The sequence below is a fragment of the Azospirillum melinis genome (genome assembly GCF_013340935.1).
Classification (GTDB): Bacteria; Pseudomonadota; Alphaproteobacteria; order Azospirillales; family Azospirillaceae; genus Azospirillum; species Azospirillum melinis.
The window spans coordinates 50,398-68,135 of record NZ_WHOS01000033.1 but is presented as its reverse complement, the minus strand read 5'-3'; the positions used below and the strand labels follow the sequence as shown (position 1 = coordinate 68,135).

The following is a 17,738-nucleotide window of genomic DNA, read 5'->3' as shown; positions in this document are numbered from 1 at the left end:
TCGCCGCCAACAACGGGCGGGCTCGCCATTGCTCAAAAACTGTGCAGAGCTAAACGAAGGTAGGGGGCGCAAATGGTTTGTTGCTGGAACTATTCTGCGCCTGCCGGACGCCGCCGTCCCGGTCGCCGCTGGTGCGACGGCTGGCGTTCCCGCCCCGGTCCCGGGCATACGCCCAAGGGTCCGGGGACCGCCGAAGCGGCCGTTTCCGTCTCCTCCCTCGTACGGGGACGGCCGCTTCCGCGCCTGCCGTCCGGCCCCGCCGGCAGTGGGACAAACGGGGGTCCCTGTCGGTTTACTGCGTCGTCATCGCTGGGAAAGCGTCGCGAACGGCCCAATCTATGGCAAGATGGTCCATCGTAAGGGAGCCCGGCCGTCGGTGCCGGCCCCGGTGCGTGGCCTGAAACGGAAGACGGACGCCCAAGAGAATGCTGATCGATGCCTATTTGGGGTTCCGGGTCGGGGACGTGGTCCTGGACCGTGCGGAGCTTGCGGCCGGCACCGCCACCATCAAGGAGATCCACGTCGTTCCCTGTGATTGGGCGCATGGCCTGACCGGCATTGCCGTGATGGAGAACGGCGCCGAGCGTTTCATCGTCCAGCTGAAGAAGGTGCGCCCCACTGAGGAAGAGGTCGAGACCGAAAGCAACGTCCGGCCGCTGCGCCACCGCGCGCGCTGAACCCTGTGTCTGCCCCCTGTGTCTGACATGGCAAGGCCCGCCGCTCCGGATCGGAGCGGCGGGCCTTTGCTTTTCCGGCGGGCGCGGTGCCCGCCGGCCCGTCAGTGACGGGGGTTCAGTGACGAAGCTGGACGCGCCCGCCGTTCCTGCGCGCGTCATCGACGCTGGCGATGGCGGGAAGGCCGCGCAGGAAGGCGGCGCCGGTGTCGGTCGCCTCGAACAGGACATGGCCCTGGCGGTCCTGGCCGCGGAAACGGGCCTCGGTCGCCATGCCGGCATTGCGGACGGCGGCCGACAGGTCGGACACGGCCTTCCAGATGCGGGCACGGTGTTCGGCGGCGCTGGAACAGCCGGTCGCATCCGCGACGGCCAGCGTTACGGTAAAGGAATGAAGCTCGATCGCCATGGTGGCACCACGGAACTTGGAGTGCGGGATTTGGAAAACCCGGATCGTTCCGGCCATCGGCCGGATACGGCGCCGGCCCTTGGGATCGAGAAACTCAGTCGTAACGGGGAAGCTTCGACAGGACGATGTCGCTGATGAGGCCGCGGAGCTGGCTGACCGGGAGCTGTTCGACCGGAATGCTGACAGCGCGGGCGTAGGTCTCGCAAACGTGCCAGGCGTGGTCGGGTTCGACCAGGATGTGCCGGGCGAGATCATGTTCGTCGGCGTTCGCCCGTCCGGGGAGCGCCTTTTCACAGGCCAGAGCGGTTTGCACCATATCGCTGGCCAGATTGTGCAGGTTCATGGATGGCACCTTCCCATGCTCGGGGAATCGTTGGGGGCACGAACAAACTAGACCTTCGTTCCGGATTCCACAATGGCGCCTATGACGTTCGGCTGTGACAATTCGACGATGGAGCCACAACCGGCGCCCTGGCGATGCCGCCGCGGATCGGCCGATACAGGGACCAACATAGGTCGCGACGAATTATTCCGCCTGTGACCGTTTCGCGGGTCTGACGCGGCAAATTCTGGCCGGCTCCGCCGCCACTGCGCTCTTGCGCCGGGCGGGCTTTTGCTTATGGGCGCTACGATCCGTCCCGCCTCCAACACCATTGCACAGGCCAGCCGGCTGTGGATTGATGAATGGGTCACCATCCATACCGGAGACCGCACCATGTCCGCCGACCTGTGGCTCGCCTTCGCCGCCGCTTCCGCCATCATGCTGATGATCCCGGGGCCGACGGTGCTGATCGTCGTGTCCTATGCCCTGGGCCATGGGCGGAAATCGGCCATGGCGACGGTGGCCGGGGTGGCGCTGGGCGACTTTACGGCAATGACCGCCTCCATGCTGGGGCTGGGGGTGCTGCTGTCGACCTCGGCGGCGCTGTTCACCCTGCTGAAATGGGCGGGTGCCGCCTATCTCCTCTATCTCGGCATCAAGCTGTGGCGGGCGCCGGTCCGTGAGGCGGAGGCGGTGGCCGACGACTCGGCAGGGGAGCAGGGCGTGCGGCCCTGGCGCATGATGCTGCACACCTATGCCGTCACCGCGCTGAACCCCAAGAGCATCGTCTTCTTCGTCGCCTTCCTGCCGCAGTTCCTCGACGCCGGCCGGCCGCTGGCCGGGCAGATGGTGGTGATGGAGGCGACCTTCCTGGTGCTGGCGACGCTGAACGCCGCCGGCTATGCCCTGCTGGCCTCGGCGGCGCGCCGCGCGGTCAGGACGCCGTCGGTGCAGCGGACGGTCAACCGGGTCGGCGGTTCGCTGCTGATGGGTGCCGGGCTGCTGACCGTGGCCTGGAAGCGGACGGCTTGAGCCGGTTCATTGACAAATCATTATAACTTCACCGAAAATTGTCAGAGAATGGGGTGATGCACGCGCCGGTAATTTTTTGACGCCGGCCAAGGCGAATCGATCCGCGGGGGCGGTGATGGTCGACGGGGGCAAGAGGGCCAACATGGCGGACACTCTCCGGCGGGATTCCGCCGGGGATGTTCTGGAATTCGCCGCCGAAGCGGAGGAATCCGCTGACGGCGGGCGGCGCAATCCGCCCTGGCTGATCCTGATCGTCGACGACGACCACGAGGTCCACGCCATCACCCGCGTCGTGCTGGGCGAGATGATGTTCGAGGAGCGGCCGGTCCGCTTCCTGTCCGCCTACACCGCAAGGCAGGCGCGGTTGCTGCTGGCCGAGCATCCCGGCATCGCCGCCATCCTGCTGGACGTGGTGATGGAGACCGACGATGCCGGGCTGAAGCTGGTCCGCCACATCCGCGAGGAGATGGGCAACCGGCAGGTCCGCATCATCCTGCGCACCGGCCAGCCGGGGCAGGCGCCCGAACGGCAGGTGATCGCCACCTACGACATCAACGATTACAAGGCCAAGAGCGAACTGACGGCGCAGAAGCTCTACACTGCGGCGGTCGCAGCATTGCGCTCCTACCAGCACATCGCCACCATCGAGCATGGCCGCCAGGGGCTGGAGCGGGTGATGGAGGCGGCGGTCCATCTGGCCGGGCTGCGCTCGCGCCCGCAATTCCTGGCCGGGCTGGTCGGGCGGGCGGCGGCGCTGGTGACCGGCGCCCACTCCGCCCTGCTGTGCGCCGCCGGGGAGGACGGGCGGCCGTCCATCGTGGCGGAGGCCGGGTTGCCGGCAGACGGCCTGCCGGCGGAGGCCACGATCATGGCGGCGCTGGCCGACGGGCAGACGCGCTGGAGCGACCGCTGCGGAGTCGCCGTGCTGCGCGGCCGCGATGCGCCGCCGCTGGCGCTCTGCCTGCTGGGGGGCCCCTTCGCCGCGGGCGACCGGCCGCTGGTGGAACTGCTCTGCACCAAGGCGGCGGTCGGGCTGGACAATCTGCGGCTTTACGAGCGGCTGAACCAGGCGCAGATCGCCACCGTCCATGCGCTGGGCAAGCTGGCCGAATACAAGGACGAGGTCACCGGCGACCATGTGAAGCGGCTGGGCCGCTGGGCCACCGCCATTGCCCGCGAACTCCAGGCCCGCAACACTTTCGCGCAGGAGCTGGACGACTGGTTCTGCGACACCATCGGGCTGGCCAGCGTGCTGCACGATGTCGGCAAGGTCGGCATCCCCGACGCCATCCTGCGCAAGCCGGGCCGGCTGGACGAGGCGGAGATGGCGGTGATGCGCGACCATGCCGCCATCGGCGGCAGCATCCTGCGCGATGCCTGCGGCGGCGACCGCCACGGCTACCTGTCGATGGGCGCGGAGATCGCCGAGAGCCATCACGAGAAGTTCGACGGCAGCGGCTATCCGAAGGGGCTGGCCGGCGACGCCATCCCGCTGGCCGGCCGCATCGTCGCCGTCGCCGACGTGTTCGACGCCCTGCTGCACCGCCGCCCCTACAAGAAGGCGTGGGACATCGGCGAGGTTCTGGACCTGCTGCGGGCGGAGGCGGGCGGCCATTTCGACCCGCGGGTGGTCGAGGCCTTCCTGGCGGTGCTGGAACGCGACGGGGCGGGGGCGTAAGCGCCCGCCGCCCCGCTTGGTTTTCGAAGGCCGGCCTGTTGAAGGCCGGTTTTCAGACGCCCAGCACGTCGCGCATGCTGTAGAGGCCCGGCGTCTTGTCCTGCGCCCACAGGGCGGCGCGGACGGCGCCCTTGGCGTAGATCCCGCGGCCGGACGCCTTGTGGGTCAGCTCGACCCGCTCGCCCTCGCTGGCGAAGAACACGGTGTGGTCGCCGATCACGTCGCCGCCGCGCAGGGTGGCGAAGCCGATCTCGCCGCGCGGACGGGCGCCGGTGTGGCCGTCGCGCACCTTCTGCCAGACATCCTCCAGCGCCACCCCGCGCCCGGCCGCCGCGGCGCGGCCGAGGCCCAGCGCGGTGCCCGACGGCGCATCGACCTTGCGGCGGTGGTGCATCTCCAGGATGTCGATGTCGTAGTCGTCGTCCAGCGCGTGGGCGACCTGCTCGACCAGCGCCAGCAGCAAATTGACGCCCAGCGACATGTTGGGCGACTGGACGATGGCGGTGTGGGTGGCCGCGGTGGCGATGGCCGCCTGCTGTGACGGGTTGAGGCCGGTGGTGCCGACGACCAGCACGGTCTCCGACTGGGCGGCGAGCGCGGCGTGCCGCTCCGTCGAGTCCGGGCTGGTGAAGTCGATCACCGCGTCGGCCTCCGCGAAGAGCGCGACCGGATCGTCGATGGCGGTCACGCCCAGCGGGTCGATCCCGGCGAGGATGCCCAGATCCTTGCCCAGCGCCGGGCCGCCCACCCGCTCGGTCCCGCCGGCCAGCGTGCAGCCCGCGGTCGCCGCGATCTCGCGCACCAGCATCTGGCCCATGCGCCCCGCGCACCCGACGACACCGATCTTCATGACGCCCATCCTCTGTTCAGCTCTTAAGGCCGGACTTTCCCGCCCTCCCAGCGGTTTAGCACAGGCCCGGCCGTGGCTTAAGCGCCAAGGCAGCCGCGCAGCGATGCGGCGAGGTTGCGCATCAGGGTGGGGTAGAGCGCCTCGCCCTCCGGCAGGTCGGCGCCTTCGGGGTCGAGCACGCCGGTCTTCGCCTTGGTGCCCTCGACCACCGTACGGACCAGCGTCGGTTCGAACTGCGGCTCGGCGAAGACGCAGGCGGCGTTCAGACCGGCGATCTTGGCGCGGATCGCCGACAGCCGCTTGGCCGACGGGCGGCGGTCGGGGCTGACGGTGATCGATCCCACCGCCGACAGGTCGTAGCGCGCCTCGAAATACTGGTAGGCGTCGTGGAAGACGACGAAGGGCTTGTCCTTCAGTGGCGCCAGCGTGGCCTTCAGTTCCGCATCCAGCGCGTCGATCGCCTGGAGCGTGCGGTCGGCGTTGGTACGGTAGGCCTCCGCATCGGCCGGATCCCTGGCGGCCAGCGCATCCGCCGTCGCGGTGACGATGGCGCGGGCGTTGGCGGGATCGAGCCAGATATGGCTGTTCAGCTCGTCATGGTCGTCGTCGTGGTCCGCAGCCTCATGGCCCTTGTGGTCGTGATCCTTGTGGCCGTGCTCTTCATGCCCATGGTCATGTGCCTCCCAGGCGCCGCCTTCGCGTGTCTGCAGCAGGGTCAGGCCCGTCTGCTCCATCAGGGTCAGCCGCGTCGCCTTCGGTGCGTTGGCCTTCAGCGGCTTTTCCAGGAACCCTTCCAGTTCGGGACCGACCCAGACCACCAGATCGGCGGCCGACAGCGCCTTCGCATCCGACGGCTTCATCGTGTAGCTGTGCGGCGAGGCGCCGCCGCGGACCAGAAGCGTGGGCGTCCCCACCCCATGCATGACCGCGGCGACCAGGGAATGGATCGGCTTGATCGACACCACGACCTTCGGTGCCTCGGCCCAGGCCGGCAGGGCGGCGGTGGCGCTGGCGATGGCGGCAAGAGCGCTCAGGGTGCCGGCCACGAAGCCGGGCAGCGCGAATCGACGCATGGGAGGGATCCTCTCGACTTGCTGGACAGGCTGCCGGTTTCAGAGCATAGGGAAGCCACAGTCATTTTGGTGTCACGTTATAACGTAACATGTCAATACCCCACCCAAACCGGGATACCTCCGCCCTCTTCGCCGGCCCGCTCGCCTGGACCGAGGATCTGACCGTCCGTTTCGGCGGCCGCACCGTGCTGGACCGTGTCAACATCGCCGTCCAGCCGGGCGAAGTGGTGACGCTGATCGGCCCGAACGGTGCCGGCAAGACGACGCTGGTGCGCGCCGTGCTGGGGCTGACGGCGCCCAGTGGCGGGCGGGTGCTGCGGCGCCCGAACCTGCGTGTCGGCTACATGCCGCAACGGCTGTCGGTGGACCAGACGCTGCCGCTGACCGTGCGCCGGTTCCTGGCGCTGTGGCGGCCGGTGACCGCCGATCAGGTGGCGGCGGCGCTGGAGGAGGCCGGGGTGAAGCGGCTTGCCGACTCGGCGGTGCAGACGATTTCCGGCGGCGAGATGCAGCGGGTGCTGCTGGCCCGCGCCCTGCTGGGCGAACCGGACCTGCTGGTGCTGGACGAGCCCGATCAGGCGGTGGACGTGCATGGGCAGGCGGAGCTGTTCAACCGCATCGCCCAGGTGCGGCAGCGGCGCGGCTGCGGCGTGCTGCTGGTCAGCCACGACCTGCACACGGTGATGGCGCGCACCGACCGGGTGATCTGCCTGAACGCCCATGTCTGCTGTTCCGGCCGGCCGGAGGATGTCAGCCGGCACCCGGAATACCATGCCCTGTTCGGCGGCCATGCCCGCGACCTCGCGGTCTATGTCCATCACCACGACCATGCCCATGCCGAGGACGGCAAGGTCGTCCACGACCATGACGGGGACTGCTGCCATGGATGAGTTCGTGATCCGCGCCCTGCTGGCCGGCGGCGGCATCGCTCTGCTGGCCGGGCCGCTGGGCTCCTTCGTGGTGTGGCGGCGCATGGCCTATTTCGGCGACACGCTGTCCCATTCCGCCCTGCTGGGTGTGACGCTGGGCTTCCTGCTGGGCGTCAACCCGATGATCGGGGTGATGGTGGTCTGCGTGTCGCTGGCGCTGGCGCTGGTGGCGTTGCAGCGCCGCCGCCATCTGGCGGCCGACACGCTGCTCGGCATCCTGTCGCACGGCTCGCTGTCGCTGGGGCTGGTGGCGCTGGCTTTTCTGGAGACGCTGCGCGTCGACCTGATGGCCTATCTGTTCGGCGACATCCTGTCGGTGACCGATGGCGACCTGATGGCGATCTATGGCGGCGGGGCGGTGGCGCTGACCGGGCTGGCGCTGCTGTGGCGCCGGCTGCTGGCGGTGACGGTGGACGAGGATCTGGCGCGGGTGGAGGGCATGCCGGTCGATGCCCTGCGGCTGGCCTTCATGCTGCTGATCGCGCTGGTGATCGCCATCGCCATGAAGATTGTCGGCATCCTGCTGATCACGTCGCTGCTGATCATACCCGCCGCAGCTGCCCGCCGCTTCGCCCGCACGCCGGAAGGGATGGCGGCGCTGGCCTCTGTCCTGGGCATCCTGGCGGTGATCGCCGGAATCCTGGCTTCGCTGAACTGGGATCTGCCGGGCGGCCCGAGCGTGGTGGTGGCTGCCGCCGCGCTGTTCCTGCTGGGATCGCTGGTGCCGTTGCGGCGCTGACGCGAACCACCGTGCTGGCAGCGCTGTCTGCAATCAGAAAAAGAACACGTCTGTGTGAGTTTCCCGTTTTCGGACGTGACCGCCTGCGCCATAGTCCGCCGGCGGACGCGATGGCGGGAGGGCCGCCATCGCCGCCGTACCAAGGGAGGGCTGGAGGATGGAGAAGATCCTCACTCTCCTGATCCTGGTGCTGGAGATCGTCAAGCGGCTGCTTGACCTTCTGACGCACTAAGATCGGGCAGGCGGGCCGGGGAATGCCGTCCTCGGCCCGCCTACCCCCGATATTGGTGCTGCACCCGCCCGCTGTCAACGGGCAGCCCGAAAACACTCATTCGTCGATGTTGCGGGCCAGGACTTCGCGCTTGCCGGAGTGGTTGGGCTTGCTGACCACCCCCTCGGTCTCCATCCGCTCGATCAGGCGGGCGGCGGAGTTGTAGCCGATGCGCAGCTGGCGCTGGATGAAGCTGGTCGAAGCCTTGCGCTCGCGGCAGACCACCGCCACCGCCTTGTCGTAGAGGTCATCGCCCGATCCGCCGCCGGTGCCGGGCAGGGCATCGTCGTCGAAGGATTGCTCGCCCTCCTCGTCCTCCAGGATGGCGTCGACATAGTTCGGCTCGCCCTGCGCCTTGAGGAACCTGACGATCTGCTCGACCTCATGGTCGGAGACGAAGGGACCGTGGACGCGGGTGATGCGGCCGCCGCCGGCCATATAGAGCATGTCGCCCTGGCCCAGCAGCTGCTCGGCCCCCTGTTCGCCCAGGATGGTGCGGCTGTCGATCTTGCTGGTGACCTGGAAGCTGATGCGGGTCGGGAAATTCGCCTTGATGGTGCCGGTGATGACGTCGACCGACGGACGCTGCGTCGCCATGATCAGATGGATGCCGGCGGCGCGCGCCATCTGGGCCAGACGCTGGATCGCCGCCTCGATGTCCTTGCCGGCCACCAGCATCAGGTCGGCCATCTCGTCGACGATGACCACGATGTAGGGCAGCTCGGTCAGGTCGAGCGGCTGCTCCTCGAACAGCGGCTTGCCGGTGTCGGGGTCGAAGCCGGTCTGGACGCGGCGGGTCAGCGACTCGCCGCCCTCGCGCGCCTCGCGCAAGCGGGCGTTGTAGCCCTCGATGTTGCGCACGCCCAGCTTGGACATGTTGCGGTAGCGGTCCTCCATCTCCCGCACCGTCCATTTCAGCGCGACCACCGCCTTCTTCGGATCGGTGACGACGGGCGTCAGCAGATGGGGGATGCCTTCATAGACCGACAGCTCCAGCATCTTCGGGTCGATCATGATGAAGCGGCAGCGCTCCGGCGGCAGCCGGTAGAGCAGCGACAGGATCATGGTGTTGATCGCCACCGACTTGCCCGAGCCGGTGGTGCCGGCGACCAGCAGGTGGGGGAAGCGGGCGAGGTCGGCGACCACCGGCTGGCCGCCGATGTCCTTGCCGAGCGCCAGCGCCAGCTTGCCGCCATGCTTGTCGAAGCCTTCCGCCGCCATCAGCTCGCGCAGCAGCACGGTCTCGCGCTTGGCGTTCGGCAGCTCGACACCGATGACGTTGCGGCCGGGGACCACGGCGACACGGACCGACACCGCGCTCATCGAGCGGGCGATGTCGTCGGCCAGACCAATGACGCGGGAGGATTTGGTGCCGGGGGCCGGTTCCAGCTCGTACAGGGTGACGACCGGGCCGGGATGGACCTTCTGGATCTCGCCGCGCACGCCGAAATCGCCCAGCACGCCTTCCAGCTGGCTGGCATTGCGCTGAAGCGCCGCCTCGTCCAGCTGTTCGCCGCGGATGCCGGTCGGCGGCACCTGCAGCAGGTCGAGCGGCGGCAGCTCGTAGCCCGGCGGACCCTCTTCCTCGCCCAGCGGCAGGCGGCTCTGGCGCGGGTCCGACTTGTCGCCTTTGTTCTCCGGTGCGGCGGATTTGGGCGGGGTGACGATGGGAACGGTGCGGACCGGCTTGTCGACTGCGCCCAGAGCAGTTGTGCTGGGGGCGGCAGCCGGGCTTGCCGCGGTGCCGGTCGTCGGCGGAACCCGGCCGGCGTCGAGGCCGGCGGGGGGAAGCGGCGTCACCTGAACGGCTTCGTCGAAGCGCGGGATGTCGCGTTTGTCGCCGCGCAGCGAGGCGTCCACCGCGACCGAGGCGGCCTGCGCGGCAGTGCGGCCGTGGCGGCGCAGGGAGTCCACGCCGTTGCGGGCGCCCTGGCGGATCAGGCGGACGCCGTTGACCATGCCGCGGCCGAGTGCGCGGAAGCTGGCGATCCATTCGCCGATCGACAGGCCGGCCGCCAGGAACAGCACCAGCCCGCCGCCCACCGCGGCGGCGGTCGCCACCATCGGCTCGGCCCCAAACAGGTTGCCGACCCCGCGCAGCAGCACCTGGCCGATGCTGCCGCCCGGAAGCGGGGCCAGCGGATCGGTGGAGGCATCGGTCAGGCCGGCCAGCGCCATCGCCACCAGGAACACGCCCCACAGTGCCAGGACGGTGCGGAACAGCGGGTTGCCGAGCTTGCGCTGTGCGCCGAGGCGCCAGCCCCAGAACATCGGCACCAGCGCGATGACGAAGGCGGCCCAGCCCAGCGACTGGATCAGCAGGTCGGCGGCATAGGCGCCGGGGATGCCGAACAGGTTGTGCGTGCCGCCCGCCGTGGCAGGGACCGAGTTCAGCGAGGCGTCATGCGGGTCGTAGCTGCCCAGCAGCACCATCAGCAGCAGGCCGAACAGCCCCAGCACGAAGCCCATCGCCTCGCGCGCGCGGGCGACGACGAAGGCGCGCATGGCCGGCGAGAAGAAGGGCGGCTTTTCCTGCCGGTTGCGGCCGGGGCGGATGCGGTCCTTTCCCGGCTCCTTCGCGGCTTCGCGGGGCGCTCCCTTGCGCGGGCTGGGGGCGGGCCGTCCCAGGCTGGGCCGGGGGCGCGCGGAGGAGGGGCCGGCGGGTCGGGCCATGGGACGGAAACCTCGTGCTGTAGAAACCGAAAAAGGGGCTGGGCGGAACCGGGTGCCGGAACCGCTCAGCCGAGAATGCGGACGATGGAGGCGCAGGCCTGGGCGACGGTGTCGGTGTCCTGCACCAGGGCGACGCGGATGAAGGCCTCGCCGGGGTTCGGCTCGCCGGGGTTGCTGCGCGACAGATAGGCGCCGGGCAGGACGCGGACCGCGCCCTCCGCCCACAGCCGCTTGGCGGCCTCCTCGCCGTTGCCGACTTCCAGCCAGAGGAAGAAGCCGCCGGCCGGGCGGTAATAGCCGTAGCGGCCGCCCAGTTCCGCCTCCGCTGCCGCGAACTTGGCGCGGTAGGCGGCGCGGTTCTCCTCCACATGGGCCTCGTCCTGCCACAGCGCGGTGCTGGCGGCCAGGATCGGCAGCGGCATGCCGGCACAGCCGTAGCTGCGCAGGCGGGAGAAGCGGCCGATCAGCGCTGGGTCGCCGGCGACGAAGCCGGAGCGCAGGCCGGCGGCGCTCGACCGCTTGGACAGGGAATGGAAGACCAGCAGGTTGGACCAGGGCTTGCCGTCCGCGTAGGGCAGGCCGGCCGCGACCTGGAGCGCGCCGACCGGCGGGGCGTCCAGCCAGATCTCGGCATAGCATTCGTCGACCGCCAGCACGAAGCCGTACTGCCGCGCCAGGGCGATGGCCTTGGCGAGATAGGCCGGCGTCGCCGCGGCACCCTGCGGGTTGGCGGGGGTGCAGAGGTAGAAGAGCGCCGTGCGCTCCAGCAGCTCCGGCGTCAGGGCGTCGAGATCGGGCAGGAAGCCGGTCTCGCGGGTGGCCGACAGGAACACCGGCTCCGCCCCCGCCATCACGGCGGCCCCCTCATAGGGCGCGTAGAAGGGGTTGGGCATCAGCACCGCCGGCTGCCGTCCGGCCTTCCGCGTCGGCACCGCCAGCAGGGCCAGCATGAACAGCGCCTCGCGCGTGCCCGACAGCGGCAGGATGGAGCTGTCGGCATGCAGCAGCCCGGCCGGCAGATCGTAGCGGCGGGTCAGCCAGTCGCCGGTTGCGGCGCGGAACTCCGGCGTGCCGCCGACCGGCGGATACTTGTTCCAGCCGGATGCGCTGGCGCGCAGCGTCTCCTCGATGATGGCGGGCGGGGTGTGCTGCGGTTCGCCAACCGTCAGCAGGACGGGAGCGACATTGGCGCGCGGGGTGATCGGCGCCAGCAGATTGGCCAGCCGGGTGAAGGGATAATCGGTCAGCAGGTCGAGCCGGTCGTTGCCGATCGCCTCGGTGAAGACGGCACCGCTGTTGACGCTGAAATCCGCAGAAACCATGGCGACCGCAACCCTCTTCGCAACCCCGGATGCCGCACCCCGGCCCGGGGAGGCGGCCATGTCTTCGATTGAGGGACCGATCCTATCGGCGGGGCACGGGGGGCACAAGCGCCCAGAACCTTTGGGCGCGGCGGGTGGCCGAACGGTCACAGGAGACGGAAGACAGTGTCCTTTCGGGTCGCTTCTCTATTTCATCCGGGCGATATTGACGCCCGGTTTTCATCCGGGTAAAATGCGAACATCACCACGGGAGTTCCGACCATGTCCGTCACCGCCGAAACCCTCTGCACCGCCTTCCGGGGCGAGCGCCGCCTGGCCGCCGGGGATGCGCTGAGCGTTGCGCGGGTGGTGCGGACGGCACTGGACGCGGAACCGGATGGGCCGCCGGTGCTGGTGTTCGACGATGCCACCGGCAAGGTGGTCGACCTCGACCTGCGAGGAAGCGATGAGGAGCTTGCGTGGCGTCTCTCCCCACCGCCGCGGGGGCCGGGGCGGCCGAAGCTGGGTGTCGTCGCGCGGGAGGTGACGCTGTTGCCGCGCCATTGGGACTGGCTGAATGCCCAGCCGGGCGGCGCGTCTGTGGCGCTGCGTAAGCTGGTAGACGAGGCGCGCAAGGGCGGCGAGGCGAAGGACCGGGTGCGCCGGGCGCAGGAAACCGCCTACCGTGTCATGCTGGAACTGGCCGGCGACCGTCCGGGCTATGAGGAGGCGGTGCGGGCGCTCTATGCCGCGGACCGAGCGCGGTTCGAGGCGCTGACGGCCGACTGGCCGGCCGACGTGCGCGATTACGCCCGTGCGATGGCGGCGGAGGTCTTTGGCGACGGAGATAAAGGGCCGGCTGAGGGATAGGAAGCCGGCTGAAGATGTGAGGACAGGCGCGCGGGAAGCGCGCCCGCCGGGTCCGTTCCCGCCGGAAGGAGCGGACCCCGAGGGTCGGCAGCCTTACAGCGCCTCGGCGTTGGTCTCGCCGGTGCGGATGCGCACGGCCTGGGCGATCTCCAGAACGAAGATCTTGCCGTCGCCGATGCGGCCGGTGTTGGCGGCCTTCTGGATCGCCTCGACAACCTGCTCATACTGGTCGTCGGACACGGCGACCTCGACCTTCACCTTGGGCAGGAAGCTCACGGAATATTCGGCGCCGCGGTAGATTTCCGTCTGGCCTTTCTGGCGGCCGAAGCCCTTGACCTCGCTGACGGTCAGGCCCTGGATCCCGAGCGACGTCAGCGCCTCGCGCACTTCGTCGAGCTTGAACGGCTTGATGATGGCCATAACCAGTTTCATGTGGCTTCCCCTTAAAGCGTTGTTCCGGCCGCGTGCAAGGCTGTGGCAGCCCCGTTGCGGTTCCAGTCCGGCCCGACACCGTACCGTTCCCCCGCCGTTGGCCCAAGCCTGTTCGCGTCGACCGCAAAAATCAACGATTACAAGAATCGTGCCGGTTGAAATGCGCTGCAACGATGGGAATATGCCTGTTGATTGGGCGCCCAAAAGGGCGGCATTTGCCCAAAATTCGTTCAGCGACAATCTGTCCGGCGGTCTGCCTGTGCCGGCCGGGGACTGGACACTGGACAGGACGCCGCAGTGCGACAATTGTCTGACCGCGGCGTTGCCGGTGAGGTCAAGGGGCAAGGCTCAAGTCCCGCCGGCGACCCAGCGCACGCATCTTAAGGCGAGAAGGCAGCGAGCATCATGGCCGTACCGAGCACCGAATCGGGCAACGCGACCGTCCCCCCGCAGGGCGGGGACATCACCACGGAGGTCGTGGTGCTGGGCGGCGGCCTGGCCGGGCTGACCATGGCGGCGGCGCTGGCCGGTGCCGGCGTGCCGGTGGTCTGCATCGACCAGGACAGCCCCGAGCGCATGGGCGAACAGGATTTCGACATCCGCACCACGGCGATCTCCTACGCCTCCAAGATGGTGCTGGATGCGGCGGGCGTGTGGCACCACATGGCCGACAAGGCCGGCCCGATGCTGGACATCCGCATCGCCGACCAGTTCTCGCCGCTGTTCATCCATTACGACCACACCGAACTGGCGATGGAGGGCAAGCACCAGCCCTTCGGCTGGATTTTGGACAACAAGGACATCCGCCACGCCCTGTTCACCCGCGCGGCCGAACTGCCGGGGCTGGTCCATCTGGCGCCGGCCAGGGCGGTGACGGTGGAGCGGACGCGGTCCGGCGTCTCGGTCCGGCTGGCCGACGGGCGCACCGTGCGCGGCCGGCTGCTGGTCGGCGCCGACGGGCGGCGGTCGATGGCGCGCGACAGCGCCGGGATCAGGGTGCGGCGCTGGTCCTACGACCAGAGCGCCATCATCTGCACGATCCGCCACACCGAGCCGAACAAGGGCGTCGCGGTGGAGCATTTCCTGCCCAACGGCCCCTTCGCCGTGCTGCCGATGACGGACAACCGCTGCTCCATCGTGTGGAGCGAGAAGACCTCGCTGGTCGACACCTATCTGAAGCTGCCCGACGACCAGTTCGTCGACGAGCTGCAACGGCGCTCCGGCGGCTATCTCGGCGAGATCACGCTGCTGACCAAGCGCGAGGCGTGGCCGCTGTCGGTCCTGCTGGCCGACCGCTTCATCGCCGACCGGCTGGCCCTGGTTGGGGAGGCGGCGCACGCCATCCACCCCATCGCCGGGCAGGGGCTCAATCTCGGCATGCGCGACGTCGCGGCCCTGGCCGAGGTGGTGGTCGATGCCTATCGCCTGGGGCTGGACGTCGGCGGGCCGGAGGTGCTGGCCCGCTTCCAGCGCTGGCGCCGGTTCGACACCGTGCTGCTGGCGGCGGTGTGCGACGGGCTGGTCCATCTGTTCTCCAACAGCATCCCGCCGGTGAAGCTGGCGCGCGACCTGGGCATGGCGGTGATCAACCGGCTGCCGCCGGTCAAGCGCTTCTTCATGAAGCACGCCATGGGCGTGGTCGGCGACCTGCCGCGGATGATCAAGGGCCAGCCTCTTTAACTCTTTGAGCAGCCATTCAGAGCGGACACCGGTAATCCTTGGCAGCGGGGGGCGGACACCTTATGTCCGCCATACCGGCCGGTTAAGGAGCCGGGCTCCGAACGACCGAGGATGAAGACCGTGCTTCGCCGCCTTTCCGCCGCCCTGCTGTCCGCCGCCCTCATTGCCCCGCTGCCGGCCGCCTTCGCCCCGCCCGCCATCGCCGCGCCGGCCACCCCCGTCTCGCTGACGGCGCAGGATCAGGCGGTCGTCGCCAAGGTGGAGGAGTATCTGAACGGTATCACCACCCTGCAATCGAAGTTCCTGCAGGTGGCGCCGAACGGACGGCAGGCGACCGGCACCTTCTCCCTGTGGCGGCCGGGCAAGATGCGGCTGGAGTATGACCGGCCGCTGAAGGACTTCATCGTCGCCGACGGCACCTTCGTCTTCTATTGGGACGGCGAGATGCGCCAGCAGTCGAGCGCCCCCATCGGCTCGACGCTGGCCGATTTCATCCTGCGCAAGAACATCCGGCTGTCGGGCGACGTCACCGTCACCGACGTGTTCCAGGCCCCCGGCGTGATCGAGGTCAGCCTGCTGGAGACCAAGGACGCCGGCAAGGGCACCCTGACCCTGGTGTTCGAGGACCGGCCGTTCCAGCTGCGCAAGTGGCGGGTGCTGGACGCCCAGGGCCTGACCACCGAGGTGGCCCTGCTGAACCCGCGGACCGACGTCACCTTCGACCGCGAGATGTTCTATTTCAAGGAGCCGGCGCGCGGGTCGGACTTCGGCCGCAACAACTGAGCGGCCGGCCGCGGGCGGGCAACAAAACCCTTCGCTTCCTGTTGTCATTGCACAGAGTGGCAGCGGGAGGCTTTGCATGTCCCACGATCAGGTGGACCGGTCCAGCCTCGACCGGGAGTTCGATCCGCAGCCCGGACCGGCGGGCCGCCTGCGCAGCATGAACAGGGTGCTGGCGCGCAACTGGTGGGCGCTGGCCCTGCGCGGGGCGGCGGCGATCCTGCTGGGGGTGCTGGCGCTGCTGATGCCGGGGGTGACGGTGGCGACGCTGGCGCTGACCTTCGCCGCTTATCTGCTGCTCGACGGCGTCTTCGCCATCCTGGCCGGCCTCCGCGCCTCCCGCCACCATGAACGCTCGCTGCCCTTCATCCTGGAGGGGGTGGTCAGCCTGATCGCCGGCATCGTCGCCGCGCTGTGGCCGGCCGCCAGCCTGTTCGCGCTCGTGTTCCTGATCGCCGCCTGGTCGGTCATCACCGGCTTCGCCGAGGTGATGGGAGCCTGGCGGATGGAGCGCACCCACGGCAAATGGGCCTGGGGCGTGGCCGGCGCGCTGTCGATCCTGTTCGGGCTCAGCATGTGGATCCTGCCGGCGCTGGGCCTGCTGGCGCTCGCCTGGGGTGTCGCGGCCTACCTGATCGCCTTCGGCGTGCTGGCTCTGGTGACGGCCTTCCGCCTGCGGCACTGCCATCGCGGTAACAGCGCCCCGAATGGAGGTTCCGGCGGCGGGATGGCGGCGGCGCTTTGAGCGGGGCGTTGTTGAGCGCCCCGGCCTGACCGTTGGCCTATCGTACAATTCCCTGCGCAAACAGTCTCTGGCAGCCTGAAGTCCGGCACGATGTTTGCTGCGTTGCGGCAAAACGGCTGCGAGGGGCTGTGTCATGACGCCGCACCGACCGACTCTTGGGCAAACTGCCGGCCAGCCCGGCGGGAGCCGCACAGGAACTGTGCAACACAACATCCTGGCCGCCGCGGCCTGCGGGGTGTCGGACTTCATCGCCGCCCAGGGCGGCTGCCCCGATCAGGTGTTCCACCGCGCAGGCGTGGAGGAGCGTGCGCTCGGCCAGCCGACGCTGGCGCTCGACCTCCGTGCCTATGTGGCGATGATGGAGGTGGCGGCGGCGGAGACCGGCAACGACAATTTCGGCCTGGTGTTCGGCCGCCAGTTCCAGCCGGAGATGCTGGGGCTGATCGGCTCCATCGCACTGGCCGCCCCGACTTTGGGGGCGGCGCTCGACCATCTGGCCCGGCTGTTCCCTTTCCACCAGCAGGCGACCGAGACGCGCTTCGTCCGCGAGGGCGAGCTGCTGCGGCTGGAATACCGCATCCTCGACGGCCGCATCGTCGAGCGGCGGCAGGATGCCGAGCTGACCATGGGCATGTTCGCCAATGTGGTGCGCGCCTGCCTTGGGCCGGCGTGGATGCCGGAGGAGGTGCATTTCGAGCATCCCAAGCCGGAAGGCTGGCGCCAGCATGAATCGCTGTTCGACGCGCCGGCCCATTTCGGCCAGCCCACCAACGCCATCCTGCTGCGCGACCGCCATCTCGACCGCCGCATGCCGGGCGGTGATATGGCGCGGCTGACCGGGCTGTGCGGCACGCTGATCGACATCGCCCGCGGCACCGGCACGCCGCCGCTGCTCGACCGGGTGAAGGCGGAGGTGCGGGCGCGGCTGCCGGAAGGCCCGACTTACGTCGAGGACATCGCCGACCGGTTGGGCATCGCCCGCTGGACCCTGCAACGCCGGCTGGCCGACGAGGGGCTGAGCTTCTCCGATCTGGTCGAGGGGGTGCGGCGCGATCTGGCGGCGGTCTATATCCGCCAGCGCCATGTCCCGGTCGCCGACATCGGCGCGTTGCTGGGCTATTCGGAGGTCAGCGCCTTCAGCCGCGCCTTCCGCCGCTGGTTCGGCATGTCGCCGGCGAAGATGCGCGACGCGAAGGGCTGATACCGCCACGTCAGCGGATGGCGGCGACCTTATGGCGGCCGGGCGCCTCCTGCCATAAGATCGCCGCCTGGACATCTCC

Annotated in this window: 17 protein-coding genes; 10 read left to right on the top strand and 7 right to left on the bottom strand. The window is 69.3% G+C overall.

Annotated features, from left to right (window positions below; translation table 11 throughout):
- Nucleotides 1-425 precede the first annotated feature (425 nt).
- On the top strand, nt 426-677 hold the full coding sequence (locus GBZ48_RS22555) for a hypothetical protein (RefSeq protein ID WP_109048879.1): 252 nt from the start codon (nt 426-428) through the stop codon (nt 675-677).
- A 115-nt stretch (nt 678-792) separates the two neighbouring features.
- Here GBZ48_RS22555 and GBZ48_RS22550 read toward each other — a convergent pair whose 3' ends face one another.
- The gene (locus GBZ48_RS22550; protein ID WP_098736280.1) at nt 793-1,083 is read right to left on the bottom strand and encodes a hypothetical protein; all 291 of its coding nucleotides are present in this window, start codon (nt 1,081-1,083) and stop codon (nt 793-795) included.
- A 94-nt stretch (nt 1,084-1,177) separates the two neighbouring features.
- A complete protein-coding gene (locus GBZ48_RS22545; protein WP_098736097.1) occupies nt 1,178-1,426 on the bottom strand; it encodes a hypothetical protein in 249 nt (82 codons plus the stop codon).
- A gap of 372 nt (nt 1,427-1,798) precedes the next feature.
- Here GBZ48_RS22545 and GBZ48_RS22540 point away from each other — a divergent pair, with 372 nt between their 5' ends.
- Both GBZ48_RS22540 and GBZ48_RS22535 read left to right on the top strand, forming a co-directional pair.
- Nucleotides 1,799-2,437, top strand: coding sequence for a LysE family translocator (locus GBZ48_RS22540; RefSeq protein WP_174473051.1), 639 nt, complete (start codon nt 1,799-1,801; stop codon nt 2,435-2,437).
- Nucleotides 2,438-2,579: 142 nt separating this feature from the next.
- Nucleotides 2,580-4,115 (top strand): response regulator, encoded by a 1,536-nt coding sequence (locus GBZ48_RS22535; RefSeq protein ID WP_246307378.1) that lies wholly within the window; start codon nt 2,580-2,582, stop codon nt 4,113-4,115.
- A 52-nt stretch (nt 4,116-4,167) separates the two neighbouring features.
- Here the strand turns inward: GBZ48_RS22535 and dapB are convergent, their stop codons facing one another.
- Together dapB and znuA are read right to left on the bottom strand one after the other, a co-directional pair.
- Entirely contained in the window at nt 4,168-4,965 is a 798-nt protein-coding gene (gene dapB, locus GBZ48_RS22530; protein ID WP_174473049.1) for a 4-hydroxy-tetrahydrodipicolinate reductase, read from the bottom strand.
- Nucleotides 4,966-5,042: 77 nt separating this feature from the next.
- Entirely contained in the window at nt 5,043-6,038 is a 996-nt protein-coding gene (gene znuA / locus GBZ48_RS22525; RefSeq protein WP_209798502.1) for a zinc ABC transporter substrate-binding protein ZnuA, read from the bottom strand.
- An 89-nt stretch (nt 6,039-6,127) separates the two neighbouring features.
- On the opposite strand from znuA, the gene znuC reads away from it, so the two are divergent.
- A complete protein-coding gene (gene znuC, locus GBZ48_RS22520) occupies nt 6,128-6,928 on the top strand; it encodes a zinc ABC transporter ATP-binding protein ZnuC (protein ID WP_209798501.1) in 801 nt (266 codons plus the stop codon).
- Entirely contained in the window at nt 6,921-7,706 is a 786-nt protein-coding gene (znuB, locus tag GBZ48_RS22515; protein ID WP_098736094.1) for a zinc ABC transporter permease subunit ZnuB, read from the top strand. The genes znuC and znuB overlap by 8 nt, the downstream gene beginning before the upstream one ends.
- 328 nt (nt 7,707-8,034) lie before the next feature.
- Here the strand turns inward: znuB and GBZ48_RS22510 are convergent, their stop codons facing one another.
- On the bottom strand, nt 8,035-10,650 hold the full coding sequence (locus GBZ48_RS22510) for a DNA translocase FtsK (RefSeq protein WP_174473048.1): 2,616 nt from the start codon (nt 10,648-10,650) through the stop codon (nt 8,035-8,037).
- A gap of 65 nt (nt 10,651-10,715) precedes the next feature.
- Nucleotides 10,716-11,972 (bottom strand): aminotransferase class I/II-fold pyridoxal phosphate-dependent enzyme, encoded by a 1,257-nt coding sequence (locus GBZ48_RS22505; RefSeq protein WP_174473047.1) that lies wholly within the window; start codon nt 11,970-11,972, stop codon nt 10,716-10,718.
- 261 nt (nt 11,973-12,233) lie between these two features.
- Between GBZ48_RS22505 and GBZ48_RS22500 the strand changes: the two genes are divergently transcribed.
- Nucleotides 12,234-12,821, top strand: coding sequence for a DUF2239 family protein (locus GBZ48_RS22500; RefSeq protein ID WP_174473046.1), 588 nt, complete (start codon nt 12,234-12,236; stop codon nt 12,819-12,821).
- Between the two features lie 93 nt (nt 12,822-12,914).
- On the opposite strand, the gene glnK is transcribed toward GBZ48_RS22500, so the two are convergent.
- Nucleotides 12,915-13,253 carry a P-II family nitrogen regulator gene (glnK, locus tag GBZ48_RS22495; RefSeq protein WP_012977707.1) on the bottom strand — a complete coding sequence of 113 codons (339 nt, stop codon included), beginning with the start codon at nt 13,251-13,253 and terminating at the stop codon, nt 12,915-12,917.
- A gap of 405 nt (nt 13,254-13,658) precedes the next feature.
- Here glnK and GBZ48_RS22490 point away from each other — a divergent pair, with 405 nt between their 5' ends.
- From GBZ48_RS22490 to qhpR, 4 genes are all read left to right on the top strand, one after another.
- Complete coding sequence (locus tag GBZ48_RS22490) at nt 13,659-14,933, top strand: UbiH/UbiF/VisC/COQ6 family ubiquinone biosynthesis hydroxylase (protein WP_174473045.1); 1,275 nt, start codon at nt 13,659-13,661, stop codon at nt 14,931-14,933.
- A 111-nt stretch (nt 14,934-15,044) separates the two neighbouring features.
- Nucleotides 15,045-15,716 (top strand): LolA family protein, encoded by a 672-nt coding sequence (locus GBZ48_RS22485; protein ID WP_174473044.1) that lies wholly within the window; start codon nt 15,045-15,047, stop codon nt 15,714-15,716.
- Between the two features lie 76 nt (nt 15,717-15,792).
- A complete protein-coding gene (locus GBZ48_RS22480; RefSeq protein ID WP_174473043.1) occupies nt 15,793-16,458 on the top strand; it encodes an HdeD family acid-resistance protein in 666 nt (221 codons plus the stop codon).
- A 199-nt stretch (nt 16,459-16,657) separates the two neighbouring features.
- Nucleotides 16,658-17,659, top strand: a complete 1,002-nt coding sequence (gene qhpR, locus GBZ48_RS22475) for an AraC-like transcriptional regulator QhpR (RefSeq protein WP_174473042.1) — start codon at nt 16,658-16,660, stop codon at nt 17,657-17,659.
- Nucleotides 17,660-17,738 lie beyond the last annotated feature (79 nt).